A 15,636-nucleotide genomic window follows, 5' to 3' on the forward strand; every position below is an offset into this window, starting at 1 on the left:
GATTTGCTTACTCGGCCGCGTAGCCCTGTTCTGGCAGACAAACGCCATCAAGCCAGGCTCTGTTTTCTTGCATAGCCAGACGGCCATCAACAAACCAACTCACGACCAGCGGGTAAATCGCATGTTCCTGAGTCTGGACGCGGGCGGTCACGTCTTCTTCGGTATCGCCCTCAAACACCGGTACCTGTGCCTGTAAAATCACCGGGCCGCCGTCCAGTTCGTCGGTAACAAAATGCACGGTGGTGCCGTGAACGTCATCACCGTTCTCCAGTACCTGACGGTGGTGTGTAAACCGGGATATTTAGGTAGCAGGGAAGGGTGGATATTGATAAGGCGACCGGCGTAATGTGCCACGAAGTCCGGGCTGAGGATACGCATGTAGCCAGCCAGCACAACGATATCCGGGGCGTAAGCGTCAATCTCCTGCATCAGTTCACGGTCAAACGCTTCGCGACTGGCAAACTGAGAGGCAAGAAGCGCATGGGCGGGAATATTGGCTTCCCGCGCACGCTCAAGGCCGAATGCATCGGCCTTGTTACTGAATACTGCCCGGATGGTGCCATTTATTTTCTTCTGCTTGCAGGCATCAATTATTGCCTGCAAGTTGCTTCCGTTGCCGGAAATGAGCACCACAATGTTTTTCATTCGATGACCACGCGTTCACTGGAATCGGATGCTTTGATAATACCGATTTTCCACGCGTTTTCACCTTTGGCATTCAGGAATGCGATGGCCTTATCTGCTTCATCAGCAGGCAGGGCGATAACCATACCGACACCACAGTTGAAGGTGCGATACATCTCGTGACGGCTGACATTGCCCGCCGTTTGCAGCCAGTTGAAGACGGCCGGCCATTGCCAGGAGGACTGATCCATCACCGCCTGGGTATTGTCTGGCAGCACGCGCGGGATATTTTCCCAAAAGCTGCTGCCGGTCAGGTGGGCGATGGCGTGCACGTCTACGTTTTCAATCAGCTCGAGGATTGATTTCACGTAGATGCGGGTCGGAGTCAGCAGGTGATTCCGCGAGGGATTTCCCTTCAAGCTGTGTCGTCTCAGGATCGCAACCGCTCACTTCGATGACTTTACGCACCAGTGGAGTAGCCGTTGGAGTGCGGACCGCTGGACGCCAGTGCAATCAGCACATCACCGTCGGCCACTTTGGAACCGTCAATAATCTCGGATTTCTCAACAACGCCAACGCAGAAACCGGCAACATCGTAGTCTTCGCCGTGGTACATGCCCGGCATTTCAGCGGTTTCGCCGCCAACCAGCGCACAGCCAGACTGCAGGCAGCCTTCCGCGATACCGTTAATCACACTGGCTGCGGTGTCGACATCCAGTTTGCCGGTTGCGTAATAATCGAGGAAAAACAGCGGCTCTGCGCCCTGTACAACCAGGTCATTCACACACATGGCGACCAGGTCGATGCCGATGCTGTCATGGCGTTTCAGATCGATCGCCAGACGCAGTTTGGTACCTGCGCTGTCAGTGCCGGAAACCAGTACTGGTTCACGATATTTTTGCGGCAATGCGCACAGCGCGCCGAAGCCACCCAGACCGCCCATCACTTCCGGACGACGAGTTTTCTTCACCACACCTTTGATTCGGTCAACCAGAGCATTACCTGCGTCAATATCAACACCGGCATCTTTGTAGCTAAGAGAGGTTTTATCGGTCACTGCTTGAGTCCCCACGCGTTTGCTTGCGGTTCACCCTGTCATATTTCAGGCTGTTACCCGACTAATCAGGTTTTGGAAAATAAAATTCGGCGCAATTCTAACAGTGAAGGCAAACGTTTGCGAGTCCATTATTTCAGGCTGCCGGGGATTATTACGGTATACTCTTTTCCAGTCTGTTTGATTCCGGATCAATGCCGCACCTGTAGCGTGGCGGAGAAAAAGCGGTATAATCCTGGCGATTTTTTTTTGTGGCTGCCACCGTTTTGGGGGAAGGAGTAAGAGTATGAAGGTCGTGGAAGTAAAAACACCCACTCGTCAAACACAGAGCTGGGGCCTGAATGTGCGTGAAAATCACATCAGCACCAAACGCTTTCGTGAACTCGCCTCGGAAGTCGGTAGTCTGCTGACCAGCCTATGAAGCGACTGCCGAATCTGGAAACGGAACGTGTGACCGACCCAAAGGCTGGAACGGCCCTGGTAGAAGTCGAACAAATCAAAGGCGAAAAAAATCACCAGTAGTCCCTATTCTGCATGTGCCGGCCTTGGGCATGACGGGAAAGGGGGTGCTGGAACACGTTCCGAGCGCACGCATCAGCGTGGTGGGTATCTATCGTAATGAAGAGACCCTGGAGCCGGTACCGTATCTTCCCAAGAAACTGGTTTCTAACATTGATGACGAGCGTATGGCGCTGGTCGTTGACCCGATGCTGGCAACGGGCGTGCTTGATGATCGCCACCATCGAACCTGCTGAAAAATGCAGGCTGCCAACAGCATCAAAGTGCTGGTGCTGGTTGCCGCCCCGGAAGGCCTCGCCGCGCTGGAAGAAAAGCGCACCCGGACGTTGAGCTGTATACCGCGTCCATCGACAAGGGCCTCAATGAGCACGGATACATTATTCCGGGCCTCGGCGATGCCGGCGACAAAATCTTTGGTACGAAATAAATTGCTTTAAAAATCAAAAGCCGACTTTCTAAGTTGGCTTTTTTTTGGCGTAAACCAGAACAGAATCCGCCTGATTTCACATCACGCAGTCCACAACACTGCGGGATGGGTGATGAGCGGAACATATACCCTATAACTCGTCGAGTTGCCGGCAAGGGACAAGCGAGCGAATCCTGATGATCTACGTAAATAAGTGATTCGGGTGGACGAGTATGGCCAACGCACCAGCGTCTTGACGTGTGACGGGGATAAACAACAACACTCCAGAGGAAAACACTATGACGCGCCTGTGTTATCGGCTGAGTGAAAGACTGCCGCTTTTACAGACAATCCCGCTCTAGTTTTTGACAGCACTTGTTTTGATGTTTGGCGCAACCGTGCTGGTGCCAATCCTGTTCCATATTAACCCGGCCACCGTACTGTTATTTAAACGGTATCGGAAACGCTGCTTTATCTCTTTATCTGTAAGGGCAAAATCCCGGCTTATCTGGGATTCAAGCTTCGCGTTTATTTCAGCCGGTACTGCTTGCTTCTGCTGCTGGGCTACGAAGTGGCGCCGGTGGTTCTATCATGTGCGGCGTGCCGCTTCCGCATCGTTTCCTTCATTGTGAAGAAAGCAGGCACCGGCTGGCCTGGACGTGATGTTCCCGCCTGCGGCAATGGGCGGATCCGTTGCCGTCATCGGTCTGGAGCTGGCCGGCGTCGCGGCCAGATGGCCTGGCCTGCTGCCTGCGGGATGGTCAGTCTGCGGATTCCAGAACCGTGCTCATCTCGCTGGTAACGCTGGGCGTGACTGTGTTTGGTTCCGGCACTGTTCCGTGGTTTTTATGGCGATATCCCCGATTCTGCTATTGGCGTGCTGGCCGGTTATGCGCTGTCGTTTCGGATGGGTGTTGTTGATGACGCCGATTGCCAATGCGCACTGGTTTGCGCTGCCAACCTTCTTACACGCCGCGTTTCGAATGGTTTGCTATCTTCACCACATCTTCTGCCTGCGGCGCTGGTGGTTATTGCTGAGCATGTGGGCCATTCCTGGCTGGTTACTGCCAATATCGTGAAACGCGATTCGTTGATGCAACCCGGGCCTGCACCGTTCCATGTTTGCCAATGGCTTCTCAACTATTATTTCCGGTTTCTTCGGCTCTTAACGCCGAATATGACCTATGGTGAGAATATTGGCGTTATGGCGATCACCCTGTGCGTCTGACAGCACCGCTGGGTTATCGGTGGCGCCGGCTATCATCGCGATTCTGCTCTCCTGCGTAGGTAAACTCGGCGGCGGGGATTCAATATTATCCCGGTACCGGTGATGGGCGGTGTCTCTTCTGCTGCTGTACGGGAAATCGGCGCATCCGGTATTCGCGTGTTGATTGAATCGAAAGCGGATTACAGCAAAGCGCAAAACTTGATCCTGACCTCCGTCATTCTGATCATCGGCGTCAGCGGGCGCGAAAGTGCCGACATTGGCGCGGCTGAACATTTGAAAGGGATGGCGCTGGCGACTATCGTGGGTGTTGCGCTGAGCCTGATTTTCAGTCTGATTTAGTGTCCTGTGTCCGGAAGAAGTGGTACTGGGACGCCGAAGACAGCGAAGCAAATCAGCATTAATTGTTGCTCTGCAAACCGGGTGTTCATGCCCAGTTTCAAATGTGGTAAAGTTTTACGAAGAAACTTACCGCGTTTTTTAAAGCCCTGTTGAGGTACGTCTGAACACACCGGCGCAGCTTTCCCTGCCACTCTATCTTCCTGACGATGGAAACTTTTGCGAGTTTCTGGCCGGGCCATAACCCTTCTTTGCTGGCGGCGTTGCAAAATGTCCTGACGCCAGCTATCATAGCGGATAGCATCTATTTCTGGTCGCGTGAAGGGGCAGGACGTAGCCAATCGCTCGCTTCATGCGGCGTGTGCCGAACTCTCTCAGCGTGGTGATGCGGCTCGGGCCACGTGCCGCTTGAGAAGCGTCACCAGCTGGTTTGTACCACGGAAGTGCTTGAAGGAATGGAGCATCTCTCGCTGGTCTGTAATCGATAATATCGAGTGTGTCTGAGGTGATGAACCGTGGGAGATGGCCATCTTTCAATCTCTATAACCGTATTCTGGAATCAGGCAAAACGCGGTGACTAGAACGTCACCGGTGATTGCTCGCCACGGCAATTGAATCTGGGGTTGCCCGACCTGCGTCGCGCTTGGACTCGGGGCAAATCTACAAGCTGCAACCGCTCTCTGATGAAGACAAACTGCAGGCGCCTCCAACCTGCGTGCAAAGGCAGCGCGGGTTTGAGTTGCCGGAAGATGTGGGGACGTTTTCTGCTCAAGCGACTCATTGCGAAATGCGCACGCTCTCTTGACACGCTTGATCAAGCCTCGACCGTGCCTTCATTACCGCCCAGCGGAGCCTGACCATCCCCTTCGTAAAAGACATTCTGGAACCCAGGCCCTGATAAGTATTGCACCTGCGGGCCTGTGGCATTAGTAGACGATCTCAAGAACCTGTTCTGGCGGGCGACCAACGCGGCGCGGCGACCGTTCCGCCACAACGATTGGACGCTCCCATCAGCTTGGGATTATCAAGCAGGCGCCTGCAACAGCGCCTCTTCTGAGAGATGGCTATCCCCCAGTCCGAGTTATCATAGAGATCTTCTTTCTGGTGCATCAGCTCCCGCGCGCTGGTCATCCCCAGCATTTTCAACAGCGCTTTAAGCGTGTCGGCATCGCGGCGTTTTCCAGATACAGAACAACCTGCGAATCAACGCCGTTGGCTTTCAGCAGGCTGAGGGTATCGCGGCTCTTGGAGCAGCGAGGGTTGTGGTACTCTTCATCCGCGTCTGTCATCGGTTCTCCTTGTTGACATCTTCTGATACGGGCGGAAACGTTTTCTGACAACTGACGAAGCCTGATTGATATGCGCATCGTAACAGGGCCTGCTGCAGGCTGCCCAATTTGACCTGCGAACTGGCGCTTCCCAGCAGCGTAATGGCCTGATTAAAGCTTACCCGTCAGCGCCAACCCTTCGGCACGCGCCGCCAGCTCTTCATCGCGATGGCCTAATGCCTGGTCTTCCGCTTTGCGCCAGCAACTCCCAGCCGTTTAACATCGTCCTTCCAGTTAAAGGTGTAACGATTGAGTATCGCCTCTGCCGCGGCAGCCTGACCGCTGCTCAGATAGGCGTTTGCCAGGTCGAGCGGCAATACCGGGTTGGATCTTTTAATTTCCGCCGTATTTTTCAGGCGGTTAATCGCTTCGTCGTTTTTGTTCTGCCCCAAATCACGTCGGTCGCCAGGTCGATATACCGGCTAATTTCGTCGGATCGGCACTGAGCAGAGGTTGCAGCGTTTCGAGCGGCGTCGGCGAAGGTCTTCGCCTCCATTGCCTGCAGGGCGCGACCATATTGCGCGGCATGTTGCTCGCGCACATTGCCTTTTCGCCCAGGCATCTCAACATATCGCTGGTGGTCTGCCATTATGCCCGGAGCTTATACATCCCCAGGGCTCCGGCTCTGGCCAGGAAAAATTCTTCGGAGGATTGCACTACCACCGGGCGCATCCTGGTTGGCGCGGTTACGCGCATCGGCAAGACGGCTTTCCGGTAAGGGGTGAGTCAGCAAAATTTCCGGTGGACGCGCGAGGCGTAACGTGATCGATCAAGCAGCTTTTCCAGGAAGGTCGGCATTGCCTGCAATCAAAAACCTGGAGCGTTGCAAAACCTGAATCCCGATGTGGTCCGCTTCCTGTTTGTTCTGCTGCGTAAAGGTGATCATGCCCTGTTGCGTACCGGCCAGTGTACCGGTGAGCGCCGCCATCCCGGCCTGCGGGCTTGCCATGGGCCAACAGAATGGAGCCCAGTGCGCCAGCCCAGGTTAGGGCGCTACGCTTCCGGATCTTCCATGGCTCTCGCGCCAGATGGCGCTGGGTCACGTGGGAAATTTCGTGCGCGGCATCACCGACGCCAGTTGGCTTTCTGTTATCCGCATAGCGAAACAGCGCCGAATGCAGCACCACGTTGCCGCCAAAGAAAGCAAAGGCGTTGATTTCGTCATTATTGACTGAAGTAGAAATGAAACGGGGTCTTTACTGAGTTTGCATGCGAGACGGCAGGCGCATGCCCAGTCCGTTGATGTACTGAACGAGTAAACTGTCTGTCGATGAAGTGGCGCACTGCCGCGCAGCTGGCGAACATAATAGTCGCCCATCTGCATTTCCTGACCAATGGTACAGGGTGCTTCCTGCTGGAGGTTCCCATATCGGGCAGACTGTCTGCAGAATCCTGTAAACGCGGGCATCATCTGGCCGAGCGTCAGCGTGGCGATAAGGGTTGCGACCAGCGTTTTTTTCAACTGCCTGAACATAACCTCAATCCTGGAAATTTTTCGGGTAATCATTTCACCTGACGAGCCGGGTTTCGTTCCGGTGAAATAATAGAGAGAGCAATTTATCCCCCCTGATGGGGAATAACACCTTTTCTGCCGGTTGATCATGTTTCCTGTAAAGGCGACGAAAAGCGAAGTCTTTTTTGTGCTACATTTCAGAGATTCCTCAACTCACACCGGTCAATCCGGCTCCTGGAAGGAACATAATGCTCGAATTGTTGATGCAGCGGGCATCGCTGTTGCTTTAGCTGACCCGGAAGCGATTGCGCGCTGCTGGTCATTTTGCTGCAAGGTTTTGTCATTCTCTTCTTCAGCGGTTCTTGCGCCGCTGCCTGGTCGCCATCCCGTGCTGGCCTGATCCGCTCGACGGCCAACCGTTCGTCTGGGAAACAGTCGGTTTCTCCTGCCGCCTGGGCCGCCCAGACGATGGTGCTGCTACTGTTTGTCGGCATCCTGATGATTATGGCATTTGTTGTGATGGCCGGTTGCCTGGCAGCAGGGGATGAATCTGATTCGCGACATGCCGGGTATGCTTAATAAAATTTTCCGATTACGCCGCCACGCTGCCACGACGTTATCCGATGTTAATGGATGCGGGCATGCGATCGATGCAATGGCGGATAACATGTGTGCCCGGACGCTGGGCATGGGCGATTCGGTGGTGAAATATTCCCTTGCATCGCTGGTCCGGGCTGTTGACGCTGGCGGTCTATCTGGTTCTGGTGCCTCTGATCTGGTCTTCTTCCTGGTGAAGGATAAAGAACAGATGCTCAATGCGGTGCGCCGCGTCTTACCGCGTAACCGTGGGCTGGCAGGGCAGGTCTGGAAAGAGATGAACCAGCAGATAACCAACTACATTCGCGGCAAAGTGCTGGAGATGGTTGTCGTCGGCGTTGCCACTCTGGTTAGGTTTTCAGCTCTTTGGCCTTAACGATTCATTGCTGCTGGCGGTGCTGGTGGGCTTCTCTGGTGCCGATCCTTACATCGGCGCGTTTGTGATGTCACGCATTCCGGTGATTGGCGTGGCGCCGCTTTCAGTTTGGTGCGGGCACCGAGTTCTGGAGCCGTTTCGCCGTCTACCTGATAATCCAGGGCTGGATGGCAACCTGCTTGTGCCGTTACTGTTTTCCGAAGCGGTCAACCTGCACCCGTTGCCGTCATTATCCTGCTCGGTAATTATCTTTGGCGGCCTGTGGGGGTTCTGGGGGTGTTCTTCGCCATCCCGCTGGCAACGCTGGTGCAGGCAAGTTATTCACGCATGGCCAGATACCGTGGTGGTTGACGACCATCACGTCTGACGTGATGGCTTCCCCGCTGGCGCGGTGCTTAGCGGGGCTACCAAATCGAGCCTGGATAAGCGCAGCGCCATCAGGGACGTGTTCAGTGCCCGTTATTTTGGTTACGCAAATAGATAATCCAGTAAGTGCATTCCCCACCACAGCCTGCTGCCAGAGAACATCACCTATCGTCACCGGGATTAGATTGGCCGTGATAAAATTGCTGACCGTTAATGCCGGAAAATGTTCCGGGGCTGGCGTGAATGCTGGTCCAGAATCCTTCGGCGGCAAAATAACCAATAACAAATAGAAAGCGGGATCAAAAACATATTCGCGATGCTGTGTTCGAAGCTGCTGGCAACAAACATACCGATAGGCAACAGCATCGCCATAATTTTATCGGTTAGCGTATGCCCAAATAACTCATCCACACAGCCAGACATACCAATTAAATTACAAAGCGTTCCCAGGCAAACGGCTTCAACAAATGTATGATGCATTTTATGGCTCGGCGGTTTGTAAAGGCATTCAGTCCCCAAAGACCATTGCCACTCAGATATCGCCCGGCAAAACCAAATCAGCGCGACAAAAAACAGGGCGCCGACAAGGTTACCAAAATAGAGAATGTCCAGTTGATAATTAACTGTCGCCAACTTATTAGCCCGCTGGCTTTTGCGATCACCGTCAATACTGTCGAGGTGAACAAATCTGCGCCACAGACCACCACCGCGACGAGGCCCAGCGAGAAGCACACGCCGCCGGCCAGTTTTGCCAGGGCGGTTGCAGGGGCAGGCCCGGTTGTGACGGCAATATAGAAAACGAATGCAATGGAAATAAATACACCAGCCGTGACCGCGAGGTAATGACAGCTCTTTCTTCTTGCTGACTTTATATAACCCTGCCTGTTGATGTACCTTTGCCATTTCTGCGGAAAGTCGCAGATCAAAAGCATTGCTGGTATCCATCAGAATCTCCTGAGTTGATGCATTAATGAGGGAGCAAGATCCACACCCGCATTTATATGCATAGGGCGTACCAGCCACATAACCGGCATCGCCTCTAAAGCGTTAATTCGCTTACACTTAAACTCAGTAACTGAATTACAATACTTCCTGTAACGGTAATGCCCAGCCGCCGCATACGCGATAACAGCGTGGTACGTCCATCCCTAATTTTGATGCTGCACCGCGCGGCCCGGCAACAATACCGTTTGTCTCTCGCAGCACCTGAATAAGACGCTGACGTTCCTCTTCATCGTTTTCCGGCGGCTTGGTGCGCATCATTTCCGCCACGCGGGGGCAGGGGGAAAGGAAAAGGAATTGACTGGGCCACAGGCTGCACCATGCTGCTGGGTTGCGTATTTCAATGCAGGCTCAGCGAATTATCGCGTGAAGAGCATACTGCACGTTCGAGAAGATTTTCCAGTTCGCGCACGTTGCCAGGCCATCCGCAGCGCATCAACTGGCGCATTGCATCGGCAGGAATGGTGTCGATTTGGCGGTTTAAAAACTGCGCGCCAGTTTTTGGTGTGAAGTACCTGACCAGCAACGGGACATCGTCCGGGCGATCGCGTAGTGGCGGCAACACCAGCGGGAACACATTCAGGCCATAGAACAGGTCGTTGCGAAACTCCCGGTCAATTACGATCTGTTTCAGGTTGCGATTAGTCCAGGCAATTACCCCTAACGTTAATGGGAATGGTGTGGGTGCCGCCAATGCGCTCATTTTCCCGTGTCCTGTAGCACACGCAATAATTTAGGCTGCAGTTTCAATCGGCATATCGCCGATTTCATCGAGGAACAGCGTTCCCCCATCCGCCATTTCAAAGCGCCCACGGTGGGTGTTGATAGCGCCGGTAAACGCCCCTTTATCATGACCAAACAGTTCGCTTTTCTAGCAGGGTGGATGGAATTGTGGCACAGTTGATTTTCACCAGCGGTTTATTCTTCTGCGCAGACTCATCTGGTGAATAGCACGGGCAATAATTTCTTTCCCTGTACTGGTTTCGCCAGAAATCAGCATGGTACTGTCACTCAGGGCAAGAGTATCGACCTGCTGGAGCACATCGCGCATGGCGTCGCTCTGATAAATAATGTCGCCAAAGCTCTGGCTGGATAGAATTTGCTTGTTAAGTTTGTTGTTCTCGTTTTTGAGGTTTTCTTTCAGATGTGTCACTTTGCGATAGGCATCGGCATTATCGACAGCAATGCCAATTCTTGTTGGCAATCTGTCGAAGAAATCGACAGTTTTGTGCGTTAAAAATTGACAAATCCTGGTGTGCCAGGACGAAGCACCTGCCGCAAGACTAATGGCTAAAAGCCAGCAGCCTAATAACAAAATCACCAGACCTGGCACTTCCAACGTGTTGTAGTAAGGGATTATTTTGCCAGTATCCGCGGCTCGTTTCTTTTTTGCAAACAGGGTCGCATGATGTTTCCATTGAGTGCGAAATGCAGCAACTGGCTATCACTGCGTAGCGGGTATTGCTGGCTTGTTGGCGGCTGAACCGTGAAATCCGTCGAGTTCCACATAAGCTGGCGCGAGCGCAGGGCATCACGGAGCACCATCGCGACTGGATCTATGCGAAAGAAGCGGTGGATTTCACGTGATACATCCGCTACGAGTTCATCAATATCAAGGTGAGACAGTACTGAGTTGGCGCAGATCAACGAGAACCTGGTTATGGTCAAGCTCCTGGCGCAACAGCGAAACAGATTGCTCCAGCTTGTCGCGCTCAATATCACCCTCTAAACCTTGCGCCGCGAGGCGTGCCAGCCAGGCAAACATAGTGCTGTCTTTTTCGCAAAATTTACCGCCATCGGTGCGCACAAAGCGCAGCTCAGCCACGGTTTCTCCGGCAAGTAAAATCACCTGTTTTGAAGGATCGCCGATTGCAACTGGCATATTCACTGGTGCAGAACTCAACGCTTCCGTTGATCAAAACAGCGGTAGAATCGCGAATTACTCAGGCGAAGTTCGAACAAACTGAATGGGGCTGAATGGAGGCGGTAGGGCAATGAATGCCCGCAGGATGGACGCCTCATCCTTCTGTTCCAGCAAATGCTGTACTTCATGGATACTGCATCCTTCCAGAATCAATTGTACAGAAAAGCAGAAAAAAATAGTCATAAATCAACATAATGTGACTTCCTTATCCGTTTTTTCATATCAAGTGATTGTTCTTCGGTAGAGAGAAGCGGTCCACCCGGTATACTACTATACCCCTTTATTTTTTGTAGTGTTACCCGCTTCACGTATAGCTAATTGTCATACGAATTGACGTTTTATTGATATCACTAATGGTTAATCCAGTTGCTGCACCATCAGATAATTCGCCTGTTCACCTGCAGCGTCTTTCAATTGCTGCAAGATGAGCTGGCTCCAGCTACGCCAGGCATTATCGGCTCCTTCTGTCAGTTCAGCAAAGGCGGGGCCCAGTCCATTGGAACACACCTGAGCCACTGGCATCAACCTGCCACCTCGCCAAGCCTGACCTGCCCATTTTTCTCTTACGTGCGCCCTCTTCCAGTAGCGCAAGCCAGCGCTCGTAGTGTCGGCAAAGCGACATTCCAGCACCACGTTGAGGCAGTCGATTACCCCCCATGTGGTGACCAATGGCCAGCGAGTAGTACATCACCTGGCGGCTCTTCCTCGACATCTACGCTGTCATCAGCATGTTCTGCCGCAGTGTCCAGAATATCACTTCGCTGCCCTTCTACAGACATGCTTTCCCCTTCATCTCGGCGCGCAGTCGCTGGCACGATGGTGTCCAGATGCGGATCGGCCGCCTGCTGCAACCAGGGATCAACGTGCGTGGAACTTTCGCGTGGATTGCCTTCGGTTAATAGTGCGAAGAAGCGATTGGTAATTTCACGTCCCTGGCGATAGCCTGCCAGTCGACGCGCCAGACGCTCGATATCAACGCGGATGGCCAGCGGTACGGCAGGCGAACGGACGGTCGCCGTTTCATTTTCAGCCTGGTGATGATCTTCGGCGTGCAGTTTCTGCTCCAGCAGGCCGAGCGCGACAGCGAAACCGTGCACCGTTGCCGCCGGGGTCGGCGGGCAGCCGGGGATCGATAGACATCAATGGGGACGATGGTATCGCCGCCGCCCCAAGACGCTGTAGCAGATTGTGAAAAATACCGCCGCCGACGCCGCATGCGCCATAGGAGATTGCGAATTCCGCGGTCCAGGCGCGGAATGCCAGGCACGCAGCGCGGGCATACGCACGGCGCGGGGCGACACCGCCGGTAAACAGTAAAATGTCGGCGTGATGCGGCGACGCAACGACTTGAATGCCGAAGCGTTCGGCATCGAACAGCGGGGGCGATCGCGCCGGGTATTCCGACTCCACAGCCGTTACATCCCCCCGCAGTCCACGCTGTAAACATAGGCAGAACGGTCCAGATTGCGAAGAAGCACTCGCTTCCGCCCCGGCGCTTGTCCATCCCAGCGTTACGGGCTGATCTGACAGGGCCGCTCCAGCCTACCAGGGAAATCCGTGCTCAGCGCTGGCTCTCTCAATAGAATAATGAACGTTGGCGCTGCCGCGACGCTCCAGTGCTGCCCGACGTTTACATGCCGGGCAGACATCGGCCTGGGCGCGCAGGGTTTCCACCAGCGCCGGGTTCGATTGATGAAGTGCCGGGAATTCAGCCGCCAGGGCGACGGATTTTTCCGGCGCAAAAGGGGGCGTGGCACTCACTGCAATGCTGCAGCCGAAAGGTCGCGCGCACATAGAGGTCTTCTTCGCGGGGTCACTGCCAGCTCAAACTCCTCTGACAGGCCAATGGTCCGTGTCTGGGCACACCTCTTCGCAGCGGCCACAGTAGATGCAGCGGCCTGATAAACAGTTGCCCAGTATGTGGTGTTGTTATCCGGGTCACTTTCCATTGTCAGCGTGTTGGCAGGGCAGGTGGTGGTGCAGGCGCCGCAGGCCAGCACTGCTCAGGATTAAGCTTGGGTTTGCCGTGAAATCCAGGAACAGACCTCCAGCGGTGCAATGGGTACTCCCACCGTGGCCAGCCTGCCCTGCCCGCTGCTCATAATGGTTTTCCACAATTTAAGCATCGTATCTTCCTTATCTCAGCCGGCTAATCGCGATGTTCAATACTGTAACGCTCGAATCTCTTTCTGCACGGCACGGTGGTGGACTTGCGCTTACGTACATCCACCAGCGTGACGCGGTCCGTACAGGAATAGCAGGGATCGAGACTCCCGTGGATCAATGGCGCATCGGACCGGTATCGCCAGCACAACACATAGCGCAGCACCGGCCAGTTAGCACAGCGTCGCCGCACGGCAGCGCCAGCGGAGAGCTTCTGGTTGTCGCCGAGCATGCTCCAGTGCACATCCTCGTGGCGCGGTGCTTCCACATAACCCAGCGCGAATTTATGCGGCTTGTAGCTGAACCCTTCTGGTTAACAGCGCGGTGTCTGGCATATTGTCGAGGGCAAACGAACTCATCCAGAGGGAATCAAGCGTCTTCTTTGATACGCACCATCACGCGCGAGAAAACATCCCCGGCAGGCCAGCTAAACAAAGTTTTTGGCAGATTGCCGTAGTCGGCATAAGGATGGTCAAAGCGCAGATCACGGTTAAAGCCACTGCCGCGCAATCAGCGGGCCGACTGGGCTGTAGTCGTGCGCAATTATGCCGATCCAGCATCCTAACCCCCTGGGTACGCTGTGCCATATTCGGCGTCTGATAGCAGCACATCAACCAGTTGGACGACTTCCGCGCGCATCTCCTTCACCAGTTGGATGGTTTTAATGCGCTGCTCTTTCACGTCATGTCGCGCCGCACGTCGCCAATCAGATTCAGACCGGCGCTTTACGCGAGCCGGTCAGCAGTTCTGCCATGGTCATCGATTTTTCGCGGATGCGGAAAAATTGACAGAAAGCCAGTATCGAAGCCGACGAAGTGGCTGGAAAGCCCAATGTTTAACAGATGGCTGTGCACATGTTTCATTTCCAGTAGCACCGAGCGGATAGTACCAGCGCGTCGCGGCACAACAATGCCCAGGTGTTTTGACCCGAGGTGGTGTAGGCCACGCTGTGGGCGAAGCCGCATATTCCGCAGACGCGGTCTGACAGGAACGTCACTTCGTTATAACCCATGCGGGTTTCCGCTGCTTTTCGATACCGTCGGTGGAACATAGAACAGGTGGTAATCGGCATCGCTACAATGCGCTCGCCATCAACAAACAGACGGAAGCGGCCGGGTTCGTCCGACGTGATGTGCAGCGGGCCGACGGCAACAACACGCGCCGAGCTATCGCCATCATTGATAAACGGATAGTTTTCCGTATCGGTGGTTGGCTCCGGGCGCAGACGGTAATTGATGGGCGTCTTTACGCAGCGGATGCAAATCGTCCGGCGAAGTCGTCCGGTAGCACCAGACGGCGCTGATCCGGCAGGCCTACCGGGATGTACCGTAAACATGTCGGCGGATCTCACGCTTGCCCCAGACGGCGGCGGGCACCTTCGGAGTGATGCAGGGTAATTCACGCGTGTCGGCATCCACCAGCGCTTTTACCACAATCCAGCATCTTTCCGCCCCTTCCATAGAAAGGGCGTAGTAGACCGCGTAATGACCATTCAGAGTACGTTCATCGTTACCGAATAACACCGGTAACCAGCCGTCATGCTGGTAATAGAGATAATGCACAATATCCGGCAGCAGATCCAGTTTTACCGTAATGGTGGGCTCGCTGAAAGGTTTGCCGCTCTTCTTCAAGAATGGCACCGGGAAATTGCGCGTTCAACGCCGCAAGACAGGCACCGCCACGAGGGGCATCTAGACCTGATACTCTCTAAATAACTCACTTTAACTCTCCCTGAACCCGCGCGGGTGTTGCGGTTGCGGCGGTGGTGTCAAACGACGCCCACAGCCAACTAAATTGTGTTGATTGTTCATCATTACCGGACATCACGATGGCAGAAGCATTTGCCAGCATTTTGCTTACCGGTTGCGGAATATGAATCCGCATCACCAGCATCATCACCAGGACGACCATCTGCACACCGCGGTGAGCGAGCCGAGTTCACTGCTGGCGACTTCCTGAGGCGGTGCGGCAAATAGCGCCTCGGCGACCATGCGCACCAGCTCCACCAAGCACAATCGTCAGCAACAGGCAGCAGTACGATAGTCACCAGCAGATGATCGGCCGCCAGCCCTGGCGGTAACGGGCCACAGGAACTCGCTGAGGAAAAATATTGAACGGGGGCATGCCGCCCAGTGCCAGTGCTGCTGCCAGAGCAGGACGGCGGTAAACGGTATGACTTTCAACATGCCGCACACCACGTCCAGATTGCGGGTGCCGTATTTCAGCAGCACGTCGCCGGAACCGCAGAACAATAGTGTTT

11 protein-coding genes and 13 pseudogenes are annotated in these 15,636 nt (G+C 54.4%); 6 read left to right on the forward strand and 18 right to left on the reverse strand.

The annotated features are described in order from the left end of the window. Positions 1-7: 7 nt before the first annotated feature. Both purN and purM read right to left on the reverse strand, forming a co-directional pair. A pseudogene (purN, locus tag ACS0RQ_RS06860) lies at positions 8-645 on the reverse strand (phosphoribosylglycinamide formyltransferase). After that, positions 642-1,681 (reverse strand): annotated as a pseudogene (gene purM / locus ACS0RQ_RS06865) (phosphoribosylformylglycinamidine cyclo-ligase). The pseudogenes purN and purM overlap by 4 nt, the downstream one beginning before the upstream one ends. A gap of 283 nt (positions 1,682-1,964) precedes the next feature. Here purM and upp point away from each other — a divergent pair. From upp to hda, 3 pseudogenes are all read left to right on the forward strand, one after another. After that, positions 1,965-2,624: pseudogene (gene upp, locus ACS0RQ_RS06870) on the forward strand (uracil phosphoribosyltransferase). A 278-nt stretch (positions 2,625-2,902) separates the two neighbouring features. Then, positions 2,903-4,232: pseudogene (gene uraA / locus ACS0RQ_RS06875) on the forward strand (uracil permease). 98 nt (positions 4,233-4,330) lie between these two features. Further along, a pseudogene (hda, locus tag ACS0RQ_RS06880) lies at positions 4,331-5,065 on the forward strand (DnaA inactivator Hda). 28 nt (positions 5,066-5,093) lie between these two features. On the opposite strand, the pseudogene arsC reads toward hda, so the two are convergent. From arsC to ACS0RQ_RS06900, 4 genes and pseudogenes are all read right to left on the reverse strand, one after another. Then, positions 5,094-5,456, reverse strand: a pseudogene (gene arsC, locus ACS0RQ_RS06885) (arsenate reductase (glutaredoxin)). A gap of 212 nt (positions 5,457-5,668) precedes the next feature. After that, complete coding sequence (locus tag ACS0RQ_RS06890; RefSeq protein ID WP_499079279.1) at positions 5,669-5,887, reverse strand: tetratricopeptide repeat protein; 219 nt, start codon at positions 5,885-5,887, stop codon at positions 5,669-5,671. Between the two features lie 377 nt (positions 5,888-6,264). After that, entirely contained in the window at positions 6,265-6,423 is a 159-nt protein-coding gene (locus tag ACS0RQ_RS06895) for a hypothetical protein (protein ID WP_499079341.1), read from the reverse strand. Positions 6,424-6,523: 100 nt separating this feature from the next. Then, positions 6,524-6,622 (reverse strand): annotated as a pseudogene (locus ACS0RQ_RS06900) (hypothetical protein); the annotation flags it as partial. A gap of 574 nt (positions 6,623-7,196) precedes the next feature. Between ACS0RQ_RS06900 and ACS0RQ_RS06905 the strand changes: the two are divergent. The 3 genes and pseudogenes from ACS0RQ_RS06905 to ACS0RQ_RS06915 all read left to right on the forward strand — a co-directional run. Continuing rightward, positions 7,197-7,306 (forward strand): annotated as a pseudogene (locus ACS0RQ_RS06905) (AI-2E family transporter); the annotation flags it as partial. A gap of 186 nt (positions 7,307-7,492) precedes the next feature. After that, positions 7,493-7,921, forward strand: a complete 429-nt coding sequence (locus ACS0RQ_RS06910; RefSeq protein WP_499079280.1) for an AI-2E family transporter — start codon at positions 7,493-7,495, stop codon at positions 7,919-7,921. Continuing rightward, positions 7,872-8,288, forward strand: a complete 417-nt coding sequence (locus tag ACS0RQ_RS06915) for a hypothetical protein (protein WP_499079281.1) — start codon at positions 7,872-7,874, stop codon at positions 8,286-8,288. The genes ACS0RQ_RS06910 and ACS0RQ_RS06915 overlap by 50 nt, the downstream gene beginning before the upstream one ends. A gap of 209 nt (positions 8,289-8,497) precedes the next feature. Here ACS0RQ_RS06915 and ACS0RQ_RS06920 read toward each other — a convergent pair whose 3' ends face one another. From ACS0RQ_RS06920 to ACS0RQ_RS06975, 12 genes and pseudogenes are all read right to left on the reverse strand, one after another. Further along, positions 8,498-9,232 carry a formate/nitrite transporter family protein gene (locus ACS0RQ_RS06920; RefSeq protein ID WP_499079282.1) on the reverse strand — a complete coding sequence of 245 codons (735 nt, stop codon included), beginning with the start codon at positions 9,230-9,232 and terminating at the stop codon, positions 8,498-8,500. Positions 9,233-9,367: 135 nt separating this feature from the next. Then, positions 9,368-9,550, reverse strand: a complete 183-nt coding sequence (locus ACS0RQ_RS06925; RefSeq protein ID WP_499079283.1) for a hypothetical protein — start codon at positions 9,548-9,550, stop codon at positions 9,368-9,370. Between the two features lie 79 nt (positions 9,551-9,629). Then, positions 9,630-9,866, reverse strand: a complete 237-nt coding sequence (locus tag ACS0RQ_RS06930; protein ID WP_499079324.1) for an AAA-type ATPase lid domain-containing protein — start codon at positions 9,864-9,866, stop codon at positions 9,630-9,632. A gap of 48 nt (positions 9,867-9,914) precedes the next feature. Beyond that, positions 9,915-10,340 (reverse strand): annotated as a pseudogene (locus tag ACS0RQ_RS06935) (sigma 54-interacting transcriptional regulator); the annotation flags it as partial. Between the two features lie 561 nt (positions 10,341-10,901). Further along, positions 10,902-11,396: pseudogene (locus ACS0RQ_RS06940) on the reverse strand (hypothetical protein). 174 nt (positions 11,397-11,570) lie between these two features. Continuing rightward, positions 11,571-11,925, reverse strand: a pseudogene (locus ACS0RQ_RS06945) (formate hydrogenlyase maturation HycH family protein). Then, entirely contained in the window at positions 11,861-12,310 is a 450-nt protein-coding gene (locus ACS0RQ_RS06950; protein ID WP_499079284.1) for a hypothetical protein, read from the reverse strand. Before ACS0RQ_RS06950 ends, ACS0RQ_RS06945 begins: the two are co-directional and overlap by 65 nt. Beyond that, positions 12,240-12,623: an NADH-quinone oxidoreductase subunit B family protein gene (locus ACS0RQ_RS06955; RefSeq protein WP_499079285.1), complete on the reverse strand. Its 384-nt coding sequence runs from the start codon at positions 12,621-12,623 to the stop codon at positions 12,240-12,242. Before ACS0RQ_RS06955 ends, ACS0RQ_RS06950 begins: the two co-directional genes overlap by 71 nt. A 132-nt stretch (positions 12,624-12,755) precedes the next feature. Further along, positions 12,756-13,339: pseudogene (locus ACS0RQ_RS06960) on the reverse strand (4Fe-4S dicluster domain-containing protein). A 23-nt stretch (positions 13,340-13,362) separates the two neighbouring features. Next, positions 13,363-15,035: pseudogene (locus tag ACS0RQ_RS06965) on the reverse strand (hydrogenase large subunit). Between the two features lie 57 nt (positions 15,036-15,092). Beyond that, the gene (locus tag ACS0RQ_RS06970) at positions 15,093-15,287 is read right to left on the reverse strand and encodes a hypothetical protein (RefSeq protein WP_499079287.1); all 195 of its coding nucleotides are present in this window, start codon (positions 15,285-15,287) and stop codon (positions 15,093-15,095) included. 107 nt (positions 15,288-15,394) lie between these two features. Further along, the gene (locus ACS0RQ_RS06975; protein ID WP_499079288.1) at positions 15,395-15,628 is read right to left on the reverse strand and encodes a hypothetical protein; all 234 of its coding nucleotides are present in this window, start codon (positions 15,626-15,628) and stop codon (positions 15,395-15,397) included. Positions 15,629-15,636: the final 8 nt, after the last annotated feature.

This window comes from Phytobacter diazotrophicus (genome assembly GCF_052061655.1).
In the GTDB taxonomy this organism is placed as follows: Bacteria; Pseudomonadota; Gammaproteobacteria; order Enterobacterales; family Enterobacteriaceae; genus Phytobacter; species Phytobacter diazotrophicus.